The organism is Sediminibacterium sp. TEGAF015 (assembly GCF_025997995.1).
GTDB lineage: Bacteria > Bacteroidota > Bacteroidia > Chitinophagales > Chitinophagaceae > Sediminibacterium.
The window spans coordinates 2195385-2216621 of sequence record NZ_AP026683.1; the positions used below are offsets into that span (position 1 = coordinate 2195385).

Annotated in this window: 13 protein-coding genes; 3 read left to right on the forward strand and 10 right to left on the reverse strand. The window is 37.9% G+C overall.

What is annotated here, in order from left to right; all coding sequences use genetic code 11:
• Position 1 precedes the first annotated feature (1 nt).
• The 3 genes from TEGAF0_RS09950 to TEGAF0_RS09960 all read right to left on the reverse strand — a co-directional run bounded on the left by TEGAF0_RS09950 (position 2) and on the right by TEGAF0_RS09960 (position 5451).
• Positions 2-3064 (reverse strand): DEAD/DEAH box helicase, encoded by a 3063-nt coding sequence (locus TEGAF0_RS09950; RefSeq protein ID WP_264898028.1) that lies wholly within the window; start codon positions 3062-3064, stop codon positions 2-4.
• 14 nt (positions 3065-3078) lie between these two features.
• On the reverse strand, positions 3079-4383 hold the full coding sequence (locus tag TEGAF0_RS09955; RefSeq protein WP_264898029.1) for a DNA recombination protein RmuC: 1305 nt from the start codon (positions 4381-4383) through the stop codon (positions 3079-3081).
• Between the two features lie 75 nt (positions 4384-4458).
• Positions 4459-5451 (reverse strand): helix-turn-helix transcriptional regulator, encoded by a 993-nt coding sequence (locus tag TEGAF0_RS09960; protein WP_264898030.1) that lies wholly within the window; start codon positions 5449-5451, stop codon positions 4459-4461.
• 146 nt (positions 5452-5597) lie between these two features.
• On the opposite strand from TEGAF0_RS09960, the gene TEGAF0_RS09965 reads away from it, so the two are divergent.
• Positions 5598-6341 (forward strand): hypothetical protein, encoded by a 744-nt coding sequence (locus TEGAF0_RS09965; protein ID WP_264898031.1) that lies wholly within the window; start codon positions 5598-5600, stop codon positions 6339-6341.
• On the opposite strand, the gene TEGAF0_RS09970 is transcribed toward TEGAF0_RS09965, so the two are convergent.
• Genes TEGAF0_RS09970 through TEGAF0_RS09995 form a run of 6 tightly spaced genes read right to left on the reverse strand, consistent with a single transcriptional unit; the run spans position 6335 to position 15870 of the window.
• Positions 6335-7171 (reverse strand): glycoside hydrolase family 16 protein, encoded by an 837-nt coding sequence (locus TEGAF0_RS09970; RefSeq protein WP_264898032.1) that lies wholly within the window; start codon positions 7169-7171, stop codon positions 6335-6337. The genes TEGAF0_RS09965 and TEGAF0_RS09970 overlap by 7 nt on opposite strands.
• A 9-nt stretch (positions 7172-7180) precedes the next feature.
• Positions 7181-8206 (reverse strand): family 16 glycosylhydrolase, encoded by a 1026-nt coding sequence (locus TEGAF0_RS09975; protein ID WP_264898033.1) that lies wholly within the window; start codon positions 8204-8206, stop codon positions 7181-7183.
• A gap of 2 nt (positions 8207-8208) precedes the next feature.
• Positions 8209-9105, reverse strand: a complete 897-nt coding sequence (locus tag TEGAF0_RS09980) for a hypothetical protein (RefSeq protein ID WP_264898034.1) — start codon at positions 9103-9105, stop codon at positions 8209-8211.
• 18 nt (positions 9106-9123) lie between these two features.
• Positions 9124-11199, reverse strand: coding sequence for a hypothetical protein (locus TEGAF0_RS09985; protein WP_264898035.1), 2076 nt, complete (start codon positions 11197-11199; stop codon positions 9124-9126).
• A 21-nt stretch (positions 11200-11220) separates the two neighbouring features.
• Positions 11221-12732 carry a RagB/SusD family nutrient uptake outer membrane protein gene (locus TEGAF0_RS09990; protein ID WP_264898036.1) on the reverse strand — a complete coding sequence of 504 codons (1512 nt, stop codon included), beginning with the start codon at positions 12730-12732 and terminating at the stop codon, positions 11221-11223.
• A gap of 18 nt (positions 12733-12750) precedes the next feature.
• Complete coding sequence (locus tag TEGAF0_RS09995) at positions 12751-15870, reverse strand: SusC/RagA family TonB-linked outer membrane protein (protein WP_264898037.1); 3120 nt, start codon at positions 15868-15870, stop codon at positions 12751-12753.
• Positions 15871-16062: 192 nt separating this feature from the next.
• Here TEGAF0_RS09995 and TEGAF0_RS10000 point away from each other — a divergent pair, with 192 nt between their 5' ends.
• Both TEGAF0_RS10000 and TEGAF0_RS10005 read left to right on the forward strand, forming a co-directional pair.
• A complete protein-coding gene (locus TEGAF0_RS10000) occupies positions 16063-18939 on the forward strand; it encodes a ligand-binding sensor domain-containing protein (protein ID WP_264898038.1) in 2877 nt (958 codons plus the stop codon).
• A gap of 24 nt (positions 18940-18963) precedes the next feature.
• Entirely contained in the window at positions 18964-19392 is a 429-nt protein-coding gene (locus TEGAF0_RS10005; RefSeq protein WP_264898039.1) for a DUF6526 family protein, read from the forward strand.
• Positions 19393-19418: 26 nt separating this feature from the next.
• Here TEGAF0_RS10005 and TEGAF0_RS10010 read toward each other — a convergent pair whose 3' ends face one another.
• Entirely contained in the window at positions 19419-21200 is a 1782-nt protein-coding gene (locus TEGAF0_RS10010; protein WP_264898040.1) for a DUF885 domain-containing protein, read from the reverse strand.
• Between the last annotated feature and the right edge of the window lie 37 nt (positions 21201-21237).

Sequence of the window (21237 nt, forward strand, 5' to 3'; positions counted from 1 at the left end):
TTTAAATAAATTGAATTAATGTTAAGGATTGAAAATCATCATCGATAAATACTTTAACGTTCTTTTTCTGAGAGTTTAATTGTTCTATCTTTTGGTTATATCGATCAATTTGTTCTTTATAAATAAACCTAATTGAGTTATCACTATTTTCTTTAAAAATATTTTCAGCTCTTTCAATTTGCCTGTTTAAAAAGTCAATTTCTGTGTCAATTAAGCGATATTGTCTTGATAAGTAAGTGTTTTTTAACTCCTCTTCTAGTTTCATTTTTTTTGTAAAAAAAGCATGCATTAATAATGGCTCTAGTAATTCCATCATGTAATAAGACTCATCTTTATTAGGGTTTTGTTCGAAATTTGTAAACCATTTTTCAATTTCAATTGAATTTAATAATTGAGATTGATCACTATTAAGCTCTTCTAAAGAGTTGCTTTGAGTCAGTTTAAAAAACAATGTTAGTTCATGAGAACTCTTGTCCGGATCTCTAAGCGCCATTGAATATTTTGTATATGTCAATTTATACTTAGCCAAAAAGTATATTGTATTACTATCTAACCCTTTAGGTGCAAATTCTTTTTGAACGCAAAAAGAAAATGCATTTTTAACTGATTTATTTTTTGAGTTAAAATAATTAAATGCAGCTTGAGTTAATGGATGTGAAGCTGATATAAATTCTATTATCCTATTTTCATAAGCTTCTTCTTGATCGAAAGTAATTTCAACTTTACTTTCCTTTATATATCTACTTTTAAAATCAATATATTTTAAATATAATTGAGGATTTTTTATCCTTAAAGGAATATTTTGTTCTATAAAATCAAAAAGGCCATGATCACCATTCGACCATCTAATATATGAATTACCTTTTTCCAAATTACATCCTAATGATGAGAGTCTACTTTGAAAAAGTAATTTCATTAGGGCTCTTATATCATCTTGAGTTATATATTTCTTTTGTTTGTTGATTGAATCAATTTCATCATTAATATATTGTTCATTTAAAAATGAATCTTCTAAGTTTTCCTGAATTTGTTTTCGAGTAAGCTCTGCTTGTTCAATAGCAACTTCAATCTCTCTCATTTTCTGTTCAATTGCATCTGGGGATAGTTTATACCCATATATAATACTTTCAAGTCCTTCGTTAGTAGAGAATATACTTTCATCAGAGCTTAAAATATCTTCTAATCCCCCAATTGACTGATCAAATATGTGTATTCGATTAAGTAATCTCTCAAATATTTGATCTTCGATTGTATCCTGAATACATAAATTATAAATATGAATTACATCAGAAGTTTGACCGATTCTATCTATTCTTCCTATTCGCTGTTCTACTACCATCGGATTCCATGGTAAGTCGTAATTGACCAAAGCATCACAAAATTGCATATCTAAACCTTCGCTCCCTACTTCTGAAGACAGTAAAACAAGTGGTTTAATACTAAGTTTAAACTTATCAACTTGTTCTTGACGATTACTTATTGGAGTGTCTCCGTCAATCTTTATGGTTTGTATATTATTTGCATTTAATAATGTCTCAAGATATCTTAGAGTATCTTTAAAAAATGAAAATACAATCAACTTTTTGCCATTTTGAACCACAACTTTATCTACAATTTTTCTAAATTCTTTGAATTTAGAGTCCTCGAAGTCAATGGAAGAATTAAATTCATTAGAGATATATTTTTCAATATAAACGGGCAAACAACTTGTAGCTTGTCGTTTTCTCGTAACTAATTTTAAAGGGGTGTCCTCAAAATCATATAAAATTGATTCATATAAATCCATTTCAGTTTGAGAAAAATATACTGGTATCTTTTCTGCCCTTCTTGTTACCGTTTTAATATTTGTTTGTACTTCGCGCCTTCTTGTTCTAGTGATAATATCTTGAAATGAATTTAAATCCGCAAGTTTTTTTTGTAAAAGTGCCACATCAGATGGTCTGAAATCAATTATCTTGTTCATGTTTATTACTGATTGAAATAAAATATCATTTTTAAATCTATCAGTTAGTTTAACTACCTGTGAATAAGAGTAAGAATCATCTAAAAGAGTATATTTTAAAGTGATTTCCTTATTTATTAAATCAGAAATAACTTTTTTAGGACTAACTCCAAGATTGATTTTATTCAAAGCATCTATAAAAGGATTACTTAATTCAAGATGATCCATAAAAAGCGAATACCCGAAATCCATGTTTTGTTTTGGATCTTTGTAATTATCATAGCGAGGTTCAAGAATTTTTACAAGACTGTATAAATTTTTTAAAGATGTCATTACTGGGGTTGCAGTAAGAAAAATACAATTAACTGTAGTCTCAAGAATTCTTTTAACAGCTTTATGTTTAATTGTTTCTTCATTTCGTAAAATATGAGCTTCGTCTACTATTAACATATCAAAATAGTAATGCTCTTTTTGCATTAACTCTAAGATTTCTTGACTTGCTTTCTCCTTATAATCATAATTAATAATTCCAAATATTCCTTTTTGGCCAACTTTTGAGTCCTCTTTAATTTTAGATACTAATTCTTGGCGACTATAAATTTTAAAATCAAATCCAAATTTCAGTTTTAATTCTGTTTGCCATTTTTCTTTTAAAGACGCTTTACAAATAATTAAACAATTTTTAATTTGATCTCTAAGAAAAAGTTCAGTTAATATATATCCAGCTTCAATTGTTTTACCTAAACCAACTTCATCAGCAATCAATAATCTTCTATTTTCTGATTTTAAAAATTTACTTAACGGTTTAAACTGATATGGGAGAAATGTAGTTTTAGACGATTTTAGTGTTGCAATAATATCATTATTATTACCAAACATTTTATTTATTACACTTCGAACAATGTATTCTTCTTTTGTTTCATAATTAAGTTGTCGAAATAAATCAATCGGGCTTGGGTTCTCAACCTTATATCTGATATTACCTTCCATTTCAGTCACTAAGTCACCAGTATCAAGCATAATCCCATAATAAGTAATAATACCACTCTGCTTAACAGTATTAATTACTCCATGAATATCATCTCTATTTATTAGAGTAACTCTATCATTAATCTTAAACATAAACTTTACATTTGCTATTTCAACTCATAAATAATTTTATCCGGAATCTGTTTCTGTGCTTTGGCGCCCATTTTCTTTAACTCTTCCGCACGACCTACCAAGTTTCCTCTCCCCGTACTGAGTTGATTAAACGCCACTTTATACGATTCTTGTGCTGCCTCAATCTTCTTGCCCACTTCTTCTAAGTTGCTGATAAAGCCCACAAACTTATCATACATCATTCCCGCTTTCTCCGCAATCTCAATGGCATTTTGGTTTTGCTGTTCTACCTTCCAGAGGTCGGCAATAATTTTTAGGACCGCCAATAAATTCGTGGGGCTTACCAACATGATATTTTTATCATAGGCATACTTCCACAAATTCGTGTCTTTTTTCACTGCTTCTAAAAAAGCTGGCTCAATCGGAACAAAGAGCAATACATAATCCAATGCCTTCGCATATCGGGGATAATTCTTTTTACTCAGCCCATCAATATGCGACTTTAAGGAACTCAAATGCAAGCTCATCACTTTGTTGCGTTCGGTTTCCTCTTCGCTGTTTACATATTGTTCCCAATGCACCAAGGAAACTTTAGAGTCTATAATAATCGTGCGTTGATCGGGATACTTCACCATCACGTCTGGCTGTAAGCCCCGTCCTTCCTCGTCTTTAATGATATTGCCAGCAGCGTCCCGAATGAATTCTTGGGTTACAAATTGATTGCCCTTAATCAATCCGCTGTTTTCTAATATGCTTTCCAACAACATTTCGCCCCAGTTCCCCTGGGTCTTGTTATTGCCTTTAAGTGCGGTGGTTAAATTATTCGCTTCCTGACTCACTTGTTGGCTCATGGTAATCAAGCGATCTATCTCGGCCTTTAATACATGACGATCCTTGGCTTCTGCCACATATACATCGTCCACTTTTTTCTTGAACTCGCCTAGTTCTGTTTTCAATGGCTTCAAGAGTTCACCAATTTTTTCTTCGCTCTTTACCCGCAATTGTTCGCTATTGCTTTGCATCACTTTATGGGCAATTTCAGCAAACTCCAATTTGAGTTGCGCGCCCAAAGACTCGCTGGTCTGTTTGGCTTCCTTCAATGCGTTCTGGCTATTTTCTAAAAGCGCTTCTGTTTTAGAAAGTCGGCCAAGCAGTTGCTCTTTCTCCGTTTGCAATAAAGCACGGGCACTCAATTGCTCTTGCAATAGCATTTCCTTTTGTCTCACTTGTTCCTGTAAAACAGTGAGCTGTGCAGTGGTGCGAGACTTCGCAAAAAATAGGGTGGCTAAAATGGCTAACAGCACTAATCCACCCCCAATAACAATTACCATTGGGTCCATAGTCAAAATTTTCAAACAAATATAAGCGGGGGGTCTGCCATCTATTGGCAGAGTGGTAACGTTTGGGGAGGAGGGTTAAGCGTACAGCGCAGCCATTTCTTGCACAGTTGCTCGAATTTGCTCTTTTAAAGTTTTAGGAGCCAATACTTTCACTTGCTTTCCATAAGAAAGGATGGTCATGATTAACTCAGTTGTAATATACACATGATATTCTATTTCTACAACAGCCTCATTTTGTTTTAACAACTTCTGTGAATGATGCAATGGCTGGTTTAATACAAAGGGCGCCTGATACGTCGTGAACTGCAATACCACTTTCTCGGGCTTCGCTTCGTGTATCTGTGTTATGCCAAAAGAGTATTGAAAGAATTCCTGGGGATCAAAACTGTCTACTTTAATATATCGGCTCTTACTATCCGCAATGGATTTGATTCGATCCAAGGCAAACATCAATAAATTCTTTGCCCGATCCGAATAGCCCACCACATACCAGCAGTTGCGGTACTCTTTTAATAAATGCGCAGAGAACTGATGCACTTTGGCTTCGCGTCCATACCCCTGGTAAGTTACTTCTAGTGCTTGTTGGTGGATAATACTTTGTAACAATTGCTCTAGGTAAGGACTGTTCTGCGGACGAACGGGTTCTTCTACTTGTAAAATTTGGCGTTGGGCAATCCCTTCAATTTTACTGATTCGGTATCCTTCTATTACTTTATTGATGGCATTTTCAAACTGCTGAAACAACCTGGTGCCGCGGATTTGCTGCAACAAAGCCGTGGAGAAATCTAAGGCTTCAATTTCTTCGCCCGTTAGGGGGAACTCGGAAATAGAGAAATTCTTCTCGCTGTAATAATACCCTCCTCGCTGTTTATCGTAAGCAATGGGCGCCCCATAAATATCTTTCATGGCTGCAATGTCTTTGTTCAGCATCGAAATAGAAATGGGCTTGTCCAACTGCGATTCAATTTTTTTCTGAATCATTTCCAATGTTGGATAGGGGTGCATGCTATTGGTTAAACAGCCATCAATAATTCTATAACGTAAAACAGCAGATTTGTTTTTCGGCATTACCAATAGGTTACAGTCTGGGAAAATAGTTTTACTTCGTCAATAGCCAGGCGGATATTTCGGGGGGGATTGATTCCTGCGCTATTGACACTATTGTTAAAGGTACACCTTAGTTTTGAATCAAATTTGCGATCTAATTTTGCTGCATGAGTTTGGAACTAGGCATCTACAAAAGAGACATATTAGACTATGCTTTGGCAACCGGATATTTTAGAATGGGCAATGACTTGTTTACTACGAATGAGGTATTTAAGGGAATGTATGGAAAGAGTGCAATGTATGATCCTGTGTTTTGGTTGCGGCTCAATCTAAAAAAATCTAAAGAAACCCCAACCACAAGACGCATTCGTAAAAAATGTGCGGGTTTTAATTTCATTATTCAGCCAGCAACTATTTCAGAAGAAATTGAAACGCTCTATGCGCAATACTTAGCCAGCGTCGATTTTGATGGGTATCCTACCTGTAAAGATTGTATTCCACAGGTGAATACCCAAGACGCTGCTTTTGAGACCTATATGATTAATGTTTTTGATCAGGGTCAGCTGATTGCAGTGGCATTTTTTGATATGGGCCAACAATCCCTTATGTCTGTTCTCCATTTTTATCATCCCGATTATAAACGCTACAGTTTAGGTAAGTTCCTCATGCTAATTACCCGACAGTTCGCAATAGATGGTGAAATGGACTTTGTGTATCCCGGCTATTTTACCATTCACGGAACTAAAATGGACTATAAAATCTTTCCTCAGAAAGAAGCCATGGAAGTCTATTTTCCCAAAGAAAAAATATGGGCTCCCTTGGAAAATTTCAAGAAAGCCCAATTAGAAGATTATTATTTCAAGCAAATTCTGGGAATCTACTTTGATGAGGAAGCTGACAATACTTATTGATACACCCTAACATAATCCACATACATTTTCTGTGGGAATATGCTATCATCTATTCCTTTCTGTCCGCCCCAGTTTCCGCCTACGGCTATATTGATGAGTAAATGAAAACGTTGATCAAAGGGCCATTCGTCCACACCCTTACCACTGTTCTTAAATTCATTGTATAAAATATTGTCTACATAGAAACGAATTTTTTTTGCATCCCACTCAATACTATACACGTGAAATGCCGTGGACAAATCTTTGAAATTGAGGCCCTTGGTTTTTTGTGTCCCTTTCATGCCATTGTATGCATTGGTATGCACGGTTCCTAAAACAGAATCAGGCCAAAAGCCAACATTTTCCATGATATCAATTTCACCACTATGCGGCCATCCCCCATATTTCCATTCGGTGGGTAACATCCAGATTGCAGGCCACATGCCACGTCCGGCGGGCAGTTTGGCGCGCACATCAATGCGTCCATATTTCCAATCGCCTTTATTTTTTGTTACAATTCTGGCACTCGTATACTGTGCTTCTCCCATTTTTTCCCTGCGGGCTTCCACTATTAGCATGCCATCTTCCTGGCGTACATTCTTGGTATTTTTATGGGTATAATACTGCAACTCATTATTTCCCCATCCGCAAATTTTGGGGCAACCCATTGCTGTATCATAGTCCCATTTAGTAGGATCTGGCAATCCTTTTCCATTAAACTCATCAGACCAAACCAATTTTTGAAAAGGTTTGTTTTTTGTTTGTGCAAAAATATTGGTACTTGCTTGTGCAGTAAGAAACACCAGCAGTAACCAAAAGTGACTGCTGATATTATGTCTCGCTTGCTTCATAAAATTTTACTATTGATAAACCCTAATATAGTCAATTTCCATAGTTGCATTGGTAAAGCCGCTTTCAACAGCACCACCGAATGTTCCTCCCATAGCCAGGTTCATGATTAAAAAGAAATTTTGATTAAAAGGTAAGCTGTTATTATTCGCTACCGTATGAAATACATTTCCATCTACTAAAAACTTAATGGATGTAGCATTCCACTCCATAGTATAAATATGAAACTCTGTGGTTGCGTTGGTAATATCTCGTGTACCCCCATCGGCATTGCCACCAAATCTTGCTGGATGGTGTACAGTTCCATAAATTCGGTTAAGCTGTGCACCTTTGTGTTCCATAATATCAATTTCACCACAAGCAGGCCAGCTTACTGTGTTAATATTACTTCCCAGCATCCAAACGGCAGGCCAGGTTCCAATACCAGTTGGTAGTTTAGCTTTAACTTCTACTTTTCCGTATTTAAAACTGAATTTATTCTGTGTTAAAATACGAGCACTAGTATAAGCACTTCCACTGAAATTTTCTTTGATAGCTTTAATTTTCAGCGTTCCATTCGATACGAATGCATTGTCTAGGCGATTGGTATAATGCTGTAATTCATTATTACCCCAACCTCCAGAGCCCGTTCCAATATCGTATCCCCATTTAGAGGGATCTGGAGCACCGTTTGCATCAAACTCATCAGAAAATACAAGCGACAGTGCAACAGCAACGGTTATTTGTGTGCTTTTAGAAATGGTTTGTCCACTCGAACTTTTGGCTATTACGTTAACCGTATAGGTACCCGATGCCGGATACTTATAGGTTACAATCCCCGAAGGAACCGTTTGAAAAACACCGTTTCCAAAATCGTAGTCATAGGTAGTGGCATTAGTAGCACTTGCAGTAAAGTTGACGTTGCCACTATTATCTGTACTCACTACTGCATTTACCGTTAGATTGGTGGGAGCCACCACTGTTGGACCGGATTCTTTCTTGCCGCAACCAAGCAGCAAAAAAGATCCGATTCCTATCACGCTTAATATGAACCTCATGCCTATTTAACTTTTAGTTTCTGGTACCATGAATTTCCATCAATTCCAATATTTCTTAAACTTAACTCAGTTGCAGAAATAGCAAGAATCTCATAACTGGTTCCACCTGTACCAAAATTGATGATGCCATTTCCAGGAACGGTAAATGCTATTCTTGTTGAGTTGGCGGCAGTTGAACCAGTGTTTGCATTCATAAAGCTTAATCTTCTTGGAGCAGCAATACTCATACTAAAGCAGGCATCTCCTCCGCTGAAGCCATAAAAAGTACTTGCAGCACCAATAGCAAATGATTGACCCTTGTTATCAATGGTCATGGTAATATTATTATTGGCATCCTTACTAAAACTAATTTCATCATCATAAGCGCAAGCTTCTCGTGAATTAGGAGTAGCTGCATACCAAATAGGAGAAAATTCATTAGCAGGTCCTACACCAAAATGGCCAACAGCATCTTTATCCGTTACCCAGGTTTTACTGGATCCACCGGTTAATGCTGCAACAATATTGGCAGGAATTTCAAATGCCACGAACACCTTTACTTTTTTGCTAATAGTACTAATACTGCCTCCTGTTCCAATGGCATTTACAACAATGGTAAATTCATTGGTACCTGGCGTAGTATACTTATAACTGATGGTTCCAGAAGGAACTACCTGTGTTTTGCCATCACCAAAATCAATATTATAGGTTAAGGCATTGGTAGCAGTAACGGCAATATTTACGGTACCTGTTCCATTTCCATTTGGATTGCTAGCATCTACCCCTACTACCGTTGTGTTCAACGTTAAGCTAGCAGGCGCTTTGATGGCACCAAAACTATAGTCGGCTTTTTTACAGCCTGCTACCAAAAATACAATGGCAGTGAAGCTTACAAAACCCTTTATTATTTTATTAAACATATCACTTGTTTTATTCTATTAAAAAAGATTGATGTCGTCAAAGTAAAAAGTAAAATTGCTACTTCCATCTCCTACAGTTCCCAGTTCAAAAATCAATACGATTTTATGGTAACTGTTGGCAGTGTTGATGGCGCTATAATCAAATGTCAGTTCTTCCCAACCATTCGCAACAGTAGTAGTTACTTCTTTTTCAAAGTTGAGTGCACCATTGGTAGCATTTTCTACTTTCAACAACACTTTCGCACCTGCTCGTGGAGAGTATACTTTCATTTTAAACGTCTTCTTACTGAAATCGATTGGTCCTCCCAATTCAATAAAAGAGCCACCCCATGGCTGTCCTGGACCTTTGATCATTCTACCCACTTTATTGCTGGTATTAATTCCGGTTTTAAACGGATTATCAATAACAGTTGCACCACCACCATCAAAATTGGTAAATGTGTAAGTGAGTGAGGTGTTTTCAAAATTGAGTGGAAGACTAACAGTAGCTACTACATTCGTACTTAGGTAACGTACATCATCCCAATAAAATACCTTTCCATTTCCGGCTGTACCAAAATCAAAGAAAATGGAAGCTTTATCATACCGATAAGCAGCATTGATCGCAGCTGTTCCCGTTACAGGATTAGCAAAATCAAAAATTAGTGTTTCCCAAGTATTAGCAACAGTTGTAGTAGCATCTGTCTCAACTGACTTGGTGCCATCAGCAGCGTCTTCAATCTTTAATCTGATTTTTAATCCTGCAGCTGGTGAATACACCCTAACACTCATTTGTGAAGTAGTAGTGCTAATTGGAATAGCTCTTGCAAAACCACTAGGGGTCCCAATAGTAGTACCCGCCCAGGTTTCTGCTCCATTTGGCTTAGTAGTTTTCATGACTTTGTTAGCCGCATTGGTAGGATCATTCACCAACTCAGACTGGTTGTTACCAAAATCTGTAACCGTATAATTAGTACCAACAACATCAAAAGTTACCGGCCAGTCAATCTGATTGGTTGGCATAGTTGCTGCTAATCGGATATCATCAAATAAGAAAGTAAAATTAGGTGAACCATCTCCAACAGTACCTAATTCAAAAATCAATACGATATTGTTGTATACATTGGCGGTGTTGATGGTGCTAAAATCAAATCCAATTTCTTCCCAAGCATTGGCTACTGTTGTTGTGCGCTCTCTTTCAAAATTAATAGCCCCATTGGCTGCATTCTCCACTTTCAATAGCACTTTCGCTCCCACTCTAGGAGAATACACTTTCATTCTGAAAATCTTATTAGTACTAAAATCAATGGGTGCACTCAATGGCATTACAGAACCGCCCCAAGGTTGTCCTGCGCCCTTTATCATTCGACCCACACGATTACTGGTATTGATGCCTGTTTTGTAAGGATTATTTACAACACTTGCATTACCACCATCAAAATTGAAAAACTGATAATTTAAAGTTGGAGATTCAAAAGTAACCGGCAACAATACAGGATCAACAATCGTAACTGTTTTTGTAAATTCTGTTTTAGCTGCACCGCCACTTAAAGCAACTACTTTAACAGTATAGGTTCCAGTAGCCGCATAAACATGGCTTACCGTTTGACCTTCGTTAAAATTTGTGGGCACTTCATTAGCAACATCTCCAAAATACACTTGAAAGAAAGTTTCGTACAATGCTTTGGCACCTACATTCACTTTGAAGTTATTACTGGGATCTATATCTACAGTAGCTTCTAAATTTTCTGGTGCTCTGAATGTTACTGTTAATTGTTGGGTCGCTTCTGTTGTTTTGCCAGACACATTGTATCCAACCAGTTTAACATTGTATACGCCCTCTTTGTAAACATGGGTAGTGCTTTTACCTGCCTGTACTTTTACAGGGGTAGTAGTAGCATCTCCAAAATATACATCATAAGAAACAGCACCTTCACCATTGGGTGTAATGGTAACAAGACCTGTATTGTCCTGTGTAATGGTAAACAATGCAGTTAGCTTTGCAGGAACTCCTGCAGATTCAACGAAAGAAGTATCGGTGAAGTCTTTTTTATTGCAACCTGTGAAAATCAATCCCAACAGAATTGCGCTGAATAAAATTTTTATTGATTTCATAATCTGTTTTTTGTGGGTTGATTAATAGCCGCTGTTTTGTGTTAAACCAGATATCTCCACTTCCTGTTGAGGAATAGGAAACACTTCATGTTTACCTACTACAAAGCCTGTGATACGAGATGCAGCTCTGCCAGTTCTAACCAGATCAAAGAAGCGGTCTCCTTCCATGGCCAGCTCTAGTCTGCGTTCGTTCCATATGGCATCTCTTAATGCAGTTCCAGCACCAGAAAAATTATTGCTGGTATTACCAAATGCACGCTCTCTTACTCTGTTTAAATAAGTAAGGGCTTTGGCATCATTGGGTGTAGTAGAACGATTGAATGCTTCAGCAGCCATCAACAACACATCAGCATAACGGATGATGCGAAAATTGTTGGTATAGTTCAGTTCAATCTGACCAGATGTTTCACCTTTTCTAGGTAAGTATTTCTGATTGTATAAACCTGTATTCTTATACGGAGCAACTTGATAGGTTATATTGAAGCTCGGGTTAGCATTCTTGTAGGCTTCAATATCCAGAATGGTTACATCCTTACGCTGATCACCTGCTGTGTAAGCAGCTGCTAAATTAGTCGTTGGCAAATTCGTACTCCATCCTGCAGCATAAGGCATGGCTGCGGTTCCGTTTAACCCTCTTACACCACATTGCTGTACGGCATAATTACCCTGACCTCTGGTAGCACCGCCCCAGTTGTAATAAGGTGAATTGTTGCTGTACTGAATTTCAAAAACTGATTCAGGCCCATTTTCACCAGAGGCCAAAAACATAGACCCGTAATTGCTTACCAATGTAAATGCATTGGCAGTAATCACCGCTTCCAAAGTGGTAGCAGCTTCCGTAAATTTATTCTGATACAAATACACTTTACCTAATAAAGCCTGAGCTGCATATTTAGTAATTCTTCCTTTCTGAACCTGCACTGCAGGTAAAGCTGCAACAGCAGCTGTTAAGTCTGCCTCAATTTGCTTGTATACATCTGCTTTAGGTGCACGCTTCAAAGATTTGGAATCGGTTAGGCCCAATCGCTTGTCTATGAATAAAGGAACATCGCCAAAAAATTTCACTAAAGTGAAATAATAGTAGGCACGTAAAAAATGTATTTCACCATACAGCGCTTCCTTACCTGCAAACTCCACTTTGGCACCTGCCAAATTCGTGGTCTTGTACTGCGTCATGTAATTGGCTCTGTTAATTCCTTCATAAGCACTTACCCATAGTTCCTGTAAGGTACTGTTGATAGGTGTATGAGTGTAATCATCAATCTGCTGCAAGCTTAAGACGTCAGAAGCGTTTTCTCCACCAGCTACAGCATTGTCTGATGCAATTTCTCCTACAACTACGGCCTGATTTAACCACTGCAGTGGCGTGTAAACACTCACGGCCATAGTTCTGTAATCTGATTCAGAACGCAGGTATTCTTTTTCTGTAATGATAAAATCTTCTTTGGGATCGTAGTCAACCCATTTTTTACAAGAGACACTAAGCATGGAAACCATGGCCAGACTTAGTATTGTATAGTTAAACTTTTTCATTGTTGTAATTTGTTTTCGTTAGAGTTTAATGTCTAAACCAAATGAGAAGGTTCTTGCTTGTGGATATGCTCCACGATCAATACCTGTATCCAGAATTCCTCCGGCAATTTCAGGATCAAATCCTGTGTACTTGGTAAACACAAATGCATTTCTTACCTGTACATATACTCTTAATTTGCTGAATGCCTTTTTAATAGAAGATGAAGGGAATGTATACCCTAACTGAATATTCTTGATTTTGACAAAAGAACCATCTTCAACATAACGATCACTTACGCGAATATTACTATTGGCGTCAGTGAATGAATAACGAGGGAATCTTGCATCATTGGTTGATCCTTCGCCTGTCCAGCGAGCCAATACTTCTCTTGACTTATTAGAGTAGTTGGCATTTCTTTCATAGGCTTTGTAAATATCATTCCCAATTGACGCATAAGTAAACATATTGAAATCAAAGTTTTTATACTCCAGATTCAAATTCCATCCAATGGTAAATGCAGGGAATGGATCTCCAATCTTGGTTCTATCATCTGCATTAATTTTTCCATCTCCATTGATGTCTGCAAATTGAATATCGCCTGGAACAGCCCCAGGCTGTGATGGAGCCCTGGCTATATCGGCAGCATTCTGAAATAAGCCCAGTGTTTTGTATCCAAAGAAATAACCCGGTGTCTGTCCTTTTTCAAAAACAGTAACACTCTGGCTTTGACCATTAAAATAGTATCCTCCCAAAATTCTTGCAGTACCATCATCATTGGTTGCTGTTACTTTGTTCTTGGCACTGGTGAAAGTTAAGGCAGAAGAAAAACGAAGGCTCTTACCAAATACATCGCTGTAATTGATGGTTAGGTCTACCCCTCTTGTGCTGGTAGAACCAATATTTGCTGTTGGAATAGGCACAGTACCCAAATACAAGGAAGCAGAAGGTGTAAATAATAAACCATTTACATTCTTCTGGAAATAATCGGCACTAATATTTAATTTTCTAGAAAGAAATGCAATATCAAATCCAATATTGGCTTGTAATTGTTTCTCCCAACGCAATGCATTATTAGCAGCAGAAGCTACAGTTGAACCCGGATAAAATACATCTCCGAAATTGTACCCATTACTGTTGGCAGTAGGACCATAACTAGGTCCACCTGTTACAATAGAAACATATTGAGGGTTTACATTTTCATTTCCTATAGAACCATAGCTACCTCTAATCTTTAAATAATTGATGGCTTTAGATTTAAAGAAAGACTCATTAGAAACCACCCATCCGGCAGATCCAGACAAGAAGTTGGCAAATCTATTCTCAGATCCAAATGCATAAGAACCGTCTCTTCTTAATGTTAAAGAAGCTAAGTAACGATCTTTAAAATCATAGTTTACCCTTCCAAAATAAGAAAGGTTTCTTCTGAAATACTGGTAATAATATCCGTTGATAGCATTACTATTGGTAGCATTGTTGTTTCCGGTTGCTGCAGTAAAATCAGCAAAATCCCATGAGTTAAAAGGAACATCCTGTCTGCTTGCACCTGCTGCATTGCCCGATGTTTTAGCAACTGCCATACCAGCAACAGTTTCAAACTGATGGTCCGAATTGATTTTGAAATTATAGTTCGCATAGGTTTCCCAGGTCCAGTTAAAGTTGCTGGTTTTTTCATGAGAAACACTATTGAATCTTCCTGCAACAGTTGATCCGTCTGCATTCATAGAATTGTCTACGTTCTGCGGACCATAGAACACCAGAGGATTAAAGCCCTTGGCATTACCATCGTACTTGGTATATCCAAAACGGGTAGTCAACTTTAGATCTTTCATTACATCATACTGTAATTCAAACTTTCCGTAGATCTTGGAACCCGTGTTCTTATTATATGTGTTTTCTAATTTGGTAAGGGGATTATAAATCTCTGATAATAGCAGGGTACTAAATCCATATTTACCCACTGTATTCGGAACAGTATTCATTACCGGTACAGTTGGATCAAAGTTGATGGCGCTACCAATAATAGAGTTGAAAGAATTTTCCTGAACCCCTCTTCCTGATAAAGTAACAGCTGTGGTATTAATAATCAACTTTACCTTACTGCTTAAATCGAAATTAAGGTTAGCGGTGAAATTGCCTCTGCTGAAACGGCTCTTGCTGTCTCCGCCTACAATCCCTCCCTGGTCTACATATCCCCCACTCAAGAAATAGGTCATTTTATCGCTACCGCCTCTGGCTGCAATAGAATGGGTTTGAAAAGAAGCATTCTTAAATACTTCATTTTGCCAGTTGGTACCCACACCCAGTTTGCTCAGATCGCTGAAGATAACCGGACCACCGGCAACCGTGCTCCCCTCGTTAATCATGGCTCCATATTCACTTGCATTCAATACTCCAATGGTATTGATTACATTCTGCACCCCATAGTTGCCATTAACAGTGATATCTGTTTTCTGGTTTTTTCTACCCGACTTAGTAGTAACCACAATTACGCCGTTACCTCCTTTAACCCCGTAGATGGCAGTGGCAGCTGCATCTTTTAATACGTTGATCGATTCTATATCGGCCGCATTGATAGAGTTAAAATCGGTTAAGGTTTGCGGAACCCCATCTATGATTACCATGGGATCGGTTCCCGAAAAAGAAGGAATACCTCTGATTAACACCGTAGGCTTGGATCCAGGGGTACCGTTTTGTATTACGTTTACCCCGGCAGCTCTACCCTGCAAAGCTTCTTCTGTTCTTACCGGCTTTAATTTTTCAATGTCCTCGCTCTTCACAGTAGAAATGGCACCGGAAACTTTGGTGATTTTACGTGTACCATACCCAATCACGATTACATCGTTCAGGGTATTAGCCGTACTTAATTCCAGCGCAATCCCCAGACTTCCTGAATTGGTGATCGTGTTTTTTGAAGATTCAAATCCTTCAAAGGATACAACCAGTACAGCGCCTTTGGTTACCGTAATGGTAAACTGACCCTGACCATTGGTTTGAGTGGCCAATTGGGTACCCTGAACCATAACGGAAGCTCCCGCCAATGCCTCACCGGTACTTTTATTGGTTACTTTTCCGCTAACCGTTAAGGATTGAGCGGATAACTGCTGTAGAAAACCACCCATCATAAACAGGAGGCAGAGCAGTTGAAATTTTAATCTCATAATGCAAGCTTTTTGGTGAATAAATGCAGTCGATTTAACACCATAAAACTATTTCAGCCTACATCAAGGAAAGAATTATTAACCCCATCATTACTACATCTGAATTTTTAAATCATTGATTTTTAGTGAAATAGGGTACATCAAAACTACATCATCCTTTTTTTGTTATATTCATCAAACGAAAGATTTGCTTTGCTAAGGAAAATCATTATACTTATTTGCTCTCCTCTTTTTATAAAGGCACAAAACACTATTGGCTTACCCGAAACCATTAATTTTTCCAAAAGCCAATACAACGGAGGTGCCCAGAACTGGGACATACGGCAAGACAAACAAGGAATTATTTACCTGGCCAACAATGAAGGATTGTTAACTTTTGATGGCCAATCCTGGAAAATCCACCCTTTACCCAATAAATCCATCGTCCGCTCGGTATTGATAGGTAACGACGGTCGCATCTATGTGGGTGGACAAGATGAACTCGGCTATTTTCAGCCCAATACCTTTGGAAAGCTGGTCTTTGTCTCTTTAATTCAAAATATTCCGGAGGCGGATAAGAATTTTGGGGATGTTTGGGATATTGTTCCCTATAAAAATGCGATTTATTTCAGAACAGGAAACCGGATTTTTCGCCACTTATCTGGAAAAACCACTGTTTTCAGCAATGGTGGTGCCTATGGCTTTTTGGATACGGTTAACGACCAGTTGATTTTACAGGATTTCAAGAAGGGTTTACTGGTACTGGATAAAAACAACTGGATTCCTTTGTCAACTGAAAAAACTGCCTCCGGCAATATCAACGGGGCCAATATCACCGCTATTTTATCTGTTGGTGAAAACAAAGCCCTTATTACTACTTTGAAAAATGGGATTTATCTCCTGAATCAGGGACAGATTACACAAATCAATAGTTCCAACAATGCGTTGTTTTCGAATGAAAGGATTTATAGTGCCACCACCATTAATGAAGAATGGATTGCACTAGCCACCACCAACGGGGGTGTTTATATAATAGACCACAATGGTAATATTGTTCAGCGCTTCTCAAGAACGGAAGGATTACAGAACAACAATATCCTGAGTATTTTTCTGGACAGAGAAAAAAATCTCTGGTTAGGTTTGAACAACGGGATTGATTTAATTGCTTATAACAGTGCCATCAAAAATATTTCACCCCAACTAAACGAAGAATCCGGCTACACGGCTATTGTACAAGACAATCAATTGTACTTAGGTACTTCCAATGGGCTTTTTGTTACCATCCTGCAGAAAGCAAAAGATATCAGTTTCAGCAGAGGAAGTTTTTCGCTGGTAAAAAACACCCGTGGACAGAACTGGAACTTAAGTCAGATTAATGGAAAAATATTATTGGGTCATCATGAAGGAGCATTTGAAATTATAGGGAATACAGCCATTCCTTTTTCTACCTATCCCGGTATTTGGAATTTCGCTCCTTATGGTACAGGAATCATAGCAGGAAATTATAACGGACTCTTACAAATAGAGGGCACAAATCAAAAACCTGTACCCCGATTCACAGAATCTTCCAGGTATGTTGCCATAGATAAAGATAAAAACACCTGGGTTTCTCACCCCTTTCATGGAGTTTTTAGAATTGATTCTAACTGGCAGGTCTCTACATATGGTGAGAAACAAGGATTACCCTCCTTATTAAACAATCATATTTTTTTCATTAACAATAAAATTACGGTTGGTACCGATAAGGGAATTTATCAATACAATAAAGAGACCAATCAATTTGAACCAGATGGTTTCTTCTTGAATTTGTTAGGTGAAAAAAGCATCCGTTATTTAAAAGAAGACAAGGCAGGAAATATCTGGTTTATTCATGAAAAGAACATTGGAGTAGTAGACAGAACAAATGAACAGCCGCAGGTGATTGAAATAAAAGAGCTGAGTAAGAAGATGCTGAGTGGCTTTGAAATGATTTATACAGTAGACGAGAATAATATTTTTCTAGGGGGAGAAAAAGGATTTTATCATATTAACTACAAAAAGTACAAACAGAATACACTTCCGCTGAATGTTCAGATCAGGTCTTTGTCTATTGGTAATAACCTAGACAGCGCTCTGTTTGAAGGATATTTTAATTTACTGAACTTGCCAGCCGTTCAATCAGAAGAACGAATTCCATCAATTGATTATGATTTCAATAGTGTAAGTATTCGCTTTTCTACTACTCAGCTTTATGACCAAACTAATATAGAATATAGTTTCCGGTTAAAGGGTTTAGAAAATGACTGGTCAACCTGGGGACATAGAACCGAAAAAGATTATACAAATTTGTCTCCAGGCAAATATGTTTTTGAAGTAAAGGCGCGAAACAATTTAGGTACTGAATCAGCTATTGCCCATTATACATTTATTATAGAAGCCCCCTGGTACAGAACCATCTGGGCTTATACATTATATGCCTTCTTTTTACTAGCAGGAATTTTTGGACTGTTTACATGGCAGAAGAAAAAATTTGTATTGCAACAGAAACAATTCAATGAAGAGCAAAACAAATTGGTTTATATACACGAGCTGGAGCGGAGCAAAACTGAGGGAGAACTGGCCGCATTAAGAAACGAAAAACTGGAAGCAGACCTGAATTTTAAAAATACTGAACTGGCATCTTCTGCCATGCACCTGGTTAAGAAGGGAGAATTATTAACGAAGATTAAAACAGAACTGAGTCAGATTACTAAAAAGATTGACAACGAATATGCCATCACAGAGTTAAAGAAAATGATTAAAACGCTCAGTGAAGATGAACAGTTAGATGAAGAGTGGGAATATTTTACCAAGCATTTCGATAAAGTTCATAGCAACTTTATTGTATCCTTAAAAAATATTCATCCGAACATAAGCAATAATGAAATAAAACTTTGCGCCTACCTGCGTATGAATTTAACTACCAAAGAAATTGCACAGTTGATGAATATTTCGGTAAGAGGGGTAGAAATCAGCAGGTATCGATTGCGCAAAAAACTAAACCTTCCTACCGAAGTGAGTCTGTTTAATTACCTGATTGGTATTGGAGGGGAGAATGCTTCAGGACAATAAACTATCTTTAGCTAAATTTTAACCATGAAACAACAGAATTATAAAAATCATAGTCGTCTCTTATTAGGCTGGCACGGCATAACTTTTTTCCTTCTTCTTGCAGCCCTAGTGGGGTCTGTGGCTAATCTTTTTCATGCTCCTGCCGAACACCATTATGCAGCAGCATTAATTACCATACTTACTATAGTTTGTTGTTTATTCTTTGCCTACATTAGAATCTTTGCCTTAAAAGCACAGGATAGAGCCATCAGAGCCGAAGAAAACCTTCGTCACTTTGCCTTAACTGGTAAATTATTGCCTGCTCAATTACGCATTAGTCAAATCATTGCCTTGCGTTTTGCTTCTGACGAAGAGTTTCCTGCATTGGCCACTAAAGCCGCTGCAGAAAACTTATCGAACAAAGAAATTAAGCTTTGCATCCAGAACTGGAGAGCTGACTGGTACCGCGTATAATTTTATTTTACATGACATCGGAGACATTATTGTTTCTCATAGAATCTCCAATTCGTAGCAAAATCTTCGGTGAGTGGTTGCTTAGTTAATATGGCTCTTACCATTTCAACTGGCATAGCATTGAGTTTCATGACCTGGTCATGGAACTCTTTGTAGCTCATTTTCTTCGTATCTACCAACTCTTTTTTCAAGGCATAGAACTGACGTCCGCCTGTTAAGTAAGCCAGCTGATACAGCGGGGGATATCCTCCTGTAAATGATCTTCTTACTTCTCCTTCTGCATTCGCACGCTCGTGTCCTACTTTGTCTACGAGAAAATCGATACACTGTTGTGGGGTCCATTTGCTGGTATGATAATTCAAAGAGAAAATAATTCTGGCACAACGGTGCATATGCCAGAACAACATACCAATGCGGTCTTCTGGTGTTTTGGCAAACTGCATATCCCATAAAATCAATTCCCAGTATAACGCCCAGCCTTCAGACCAGAAAGGCGTTCCAAAATTTCTATAGGTTCTGTTTCGCTGATTTACAAACTGCTGCAGATTGTGTCCGGCAATTAATTCATGATGTACCACAGCTTTTGAAAAATGTGGATTGTTTCCCCGCATACTCATCATTTTATCGGGATACGTCATGGTATTGGTGGGATAAGAAATCAGAATGTCCGCGCCCCCTAAAAAGAATGGAGCTACCAGTTGTCTCTCCGGAGTCATCATCATCATGCCCCAAGTTTCTTCTGCCAATGGCGGAATGGTAATCAACTGATTCTTCTTTAAGAAATCAATGCTCTCATTGTATAAACGCAAAATCAGTTCCGGTTGTTTGCCTTCGGGTACATAAGTATTCTTCACTTTTTCCAATGCTGCTTTCCAGTCATTTCCAAAACCCATTTCTTTAGAAGCTTTCAGCATTTCTGCCTCGCACCAGGCAAATTCCTTATTCGCAATCTCAATCAATTCTTCTGGTGTGTATGGAATCATTTCATGCTTCAACTGTCTAATTAAGGATTCTCTTCCTGCCTGCACACCCACAATTCCACTTTTATCAGAAGCAGATAAACTGCTGTTGGCCTTGGCTTTAAAAGCATTGGCATACGCATTCAAACTTTCATCCAATGACTTCTGTGTTACCGGAACCCACCAGCTAAACAAAGGATCATAGCCATTGTAAAATTCAAAAATACTTTGCACTGCATTACGTGCATTCGTAATAGCAGCGGTTGCTGCAGCCACTTCATCCGGATCAATACTATTTACTTTTTTTAACTGATCCTGCAATTGCTTTACCTCCGATACAATATCGTTCCACTCTTTGGCTACCCCTTTTGCATCAGGCTGTCCTCCTCTTCTTCTCACTTGCTCAAGCGCATATATTTTATCCGTAAAACCAATCCACTGTTTCACTTTTTGCAAGTTGGCCACATCCAATTGCAACTGTTCTAATCGGCTTGCTAAATCCCGCTTAAATAAAATATAATCCGCCTTACATTCCTGTGAAAGGTTTTTAAAATTGATGGCAGTCAATTGTGCCTGATAATCTTTTATCAGTTTTTGTAATCTTTCATTTTTTTCGGGGGAGCCAATACTCCAGTCAGCACCACCGCCGCGGGCATTGTTCAGGGCTGGACTATAATAGCGGTTCAGGACTCTGCTGTCTGCATTGAATCGTTGAATCAACGCGGGCATTTCTTGACAAGGCACCCATTCATTTGCCGAAACCTGTGCAAATGAAGCAACAGCTGTTCCAAGAATATTAGTGGCGGTAGCAAATGCCACAAAACCAATAGTCAATATTTGTTTTTTCATGCGATGTATTTTATGAAATCTATTTTGAAGTGATTTG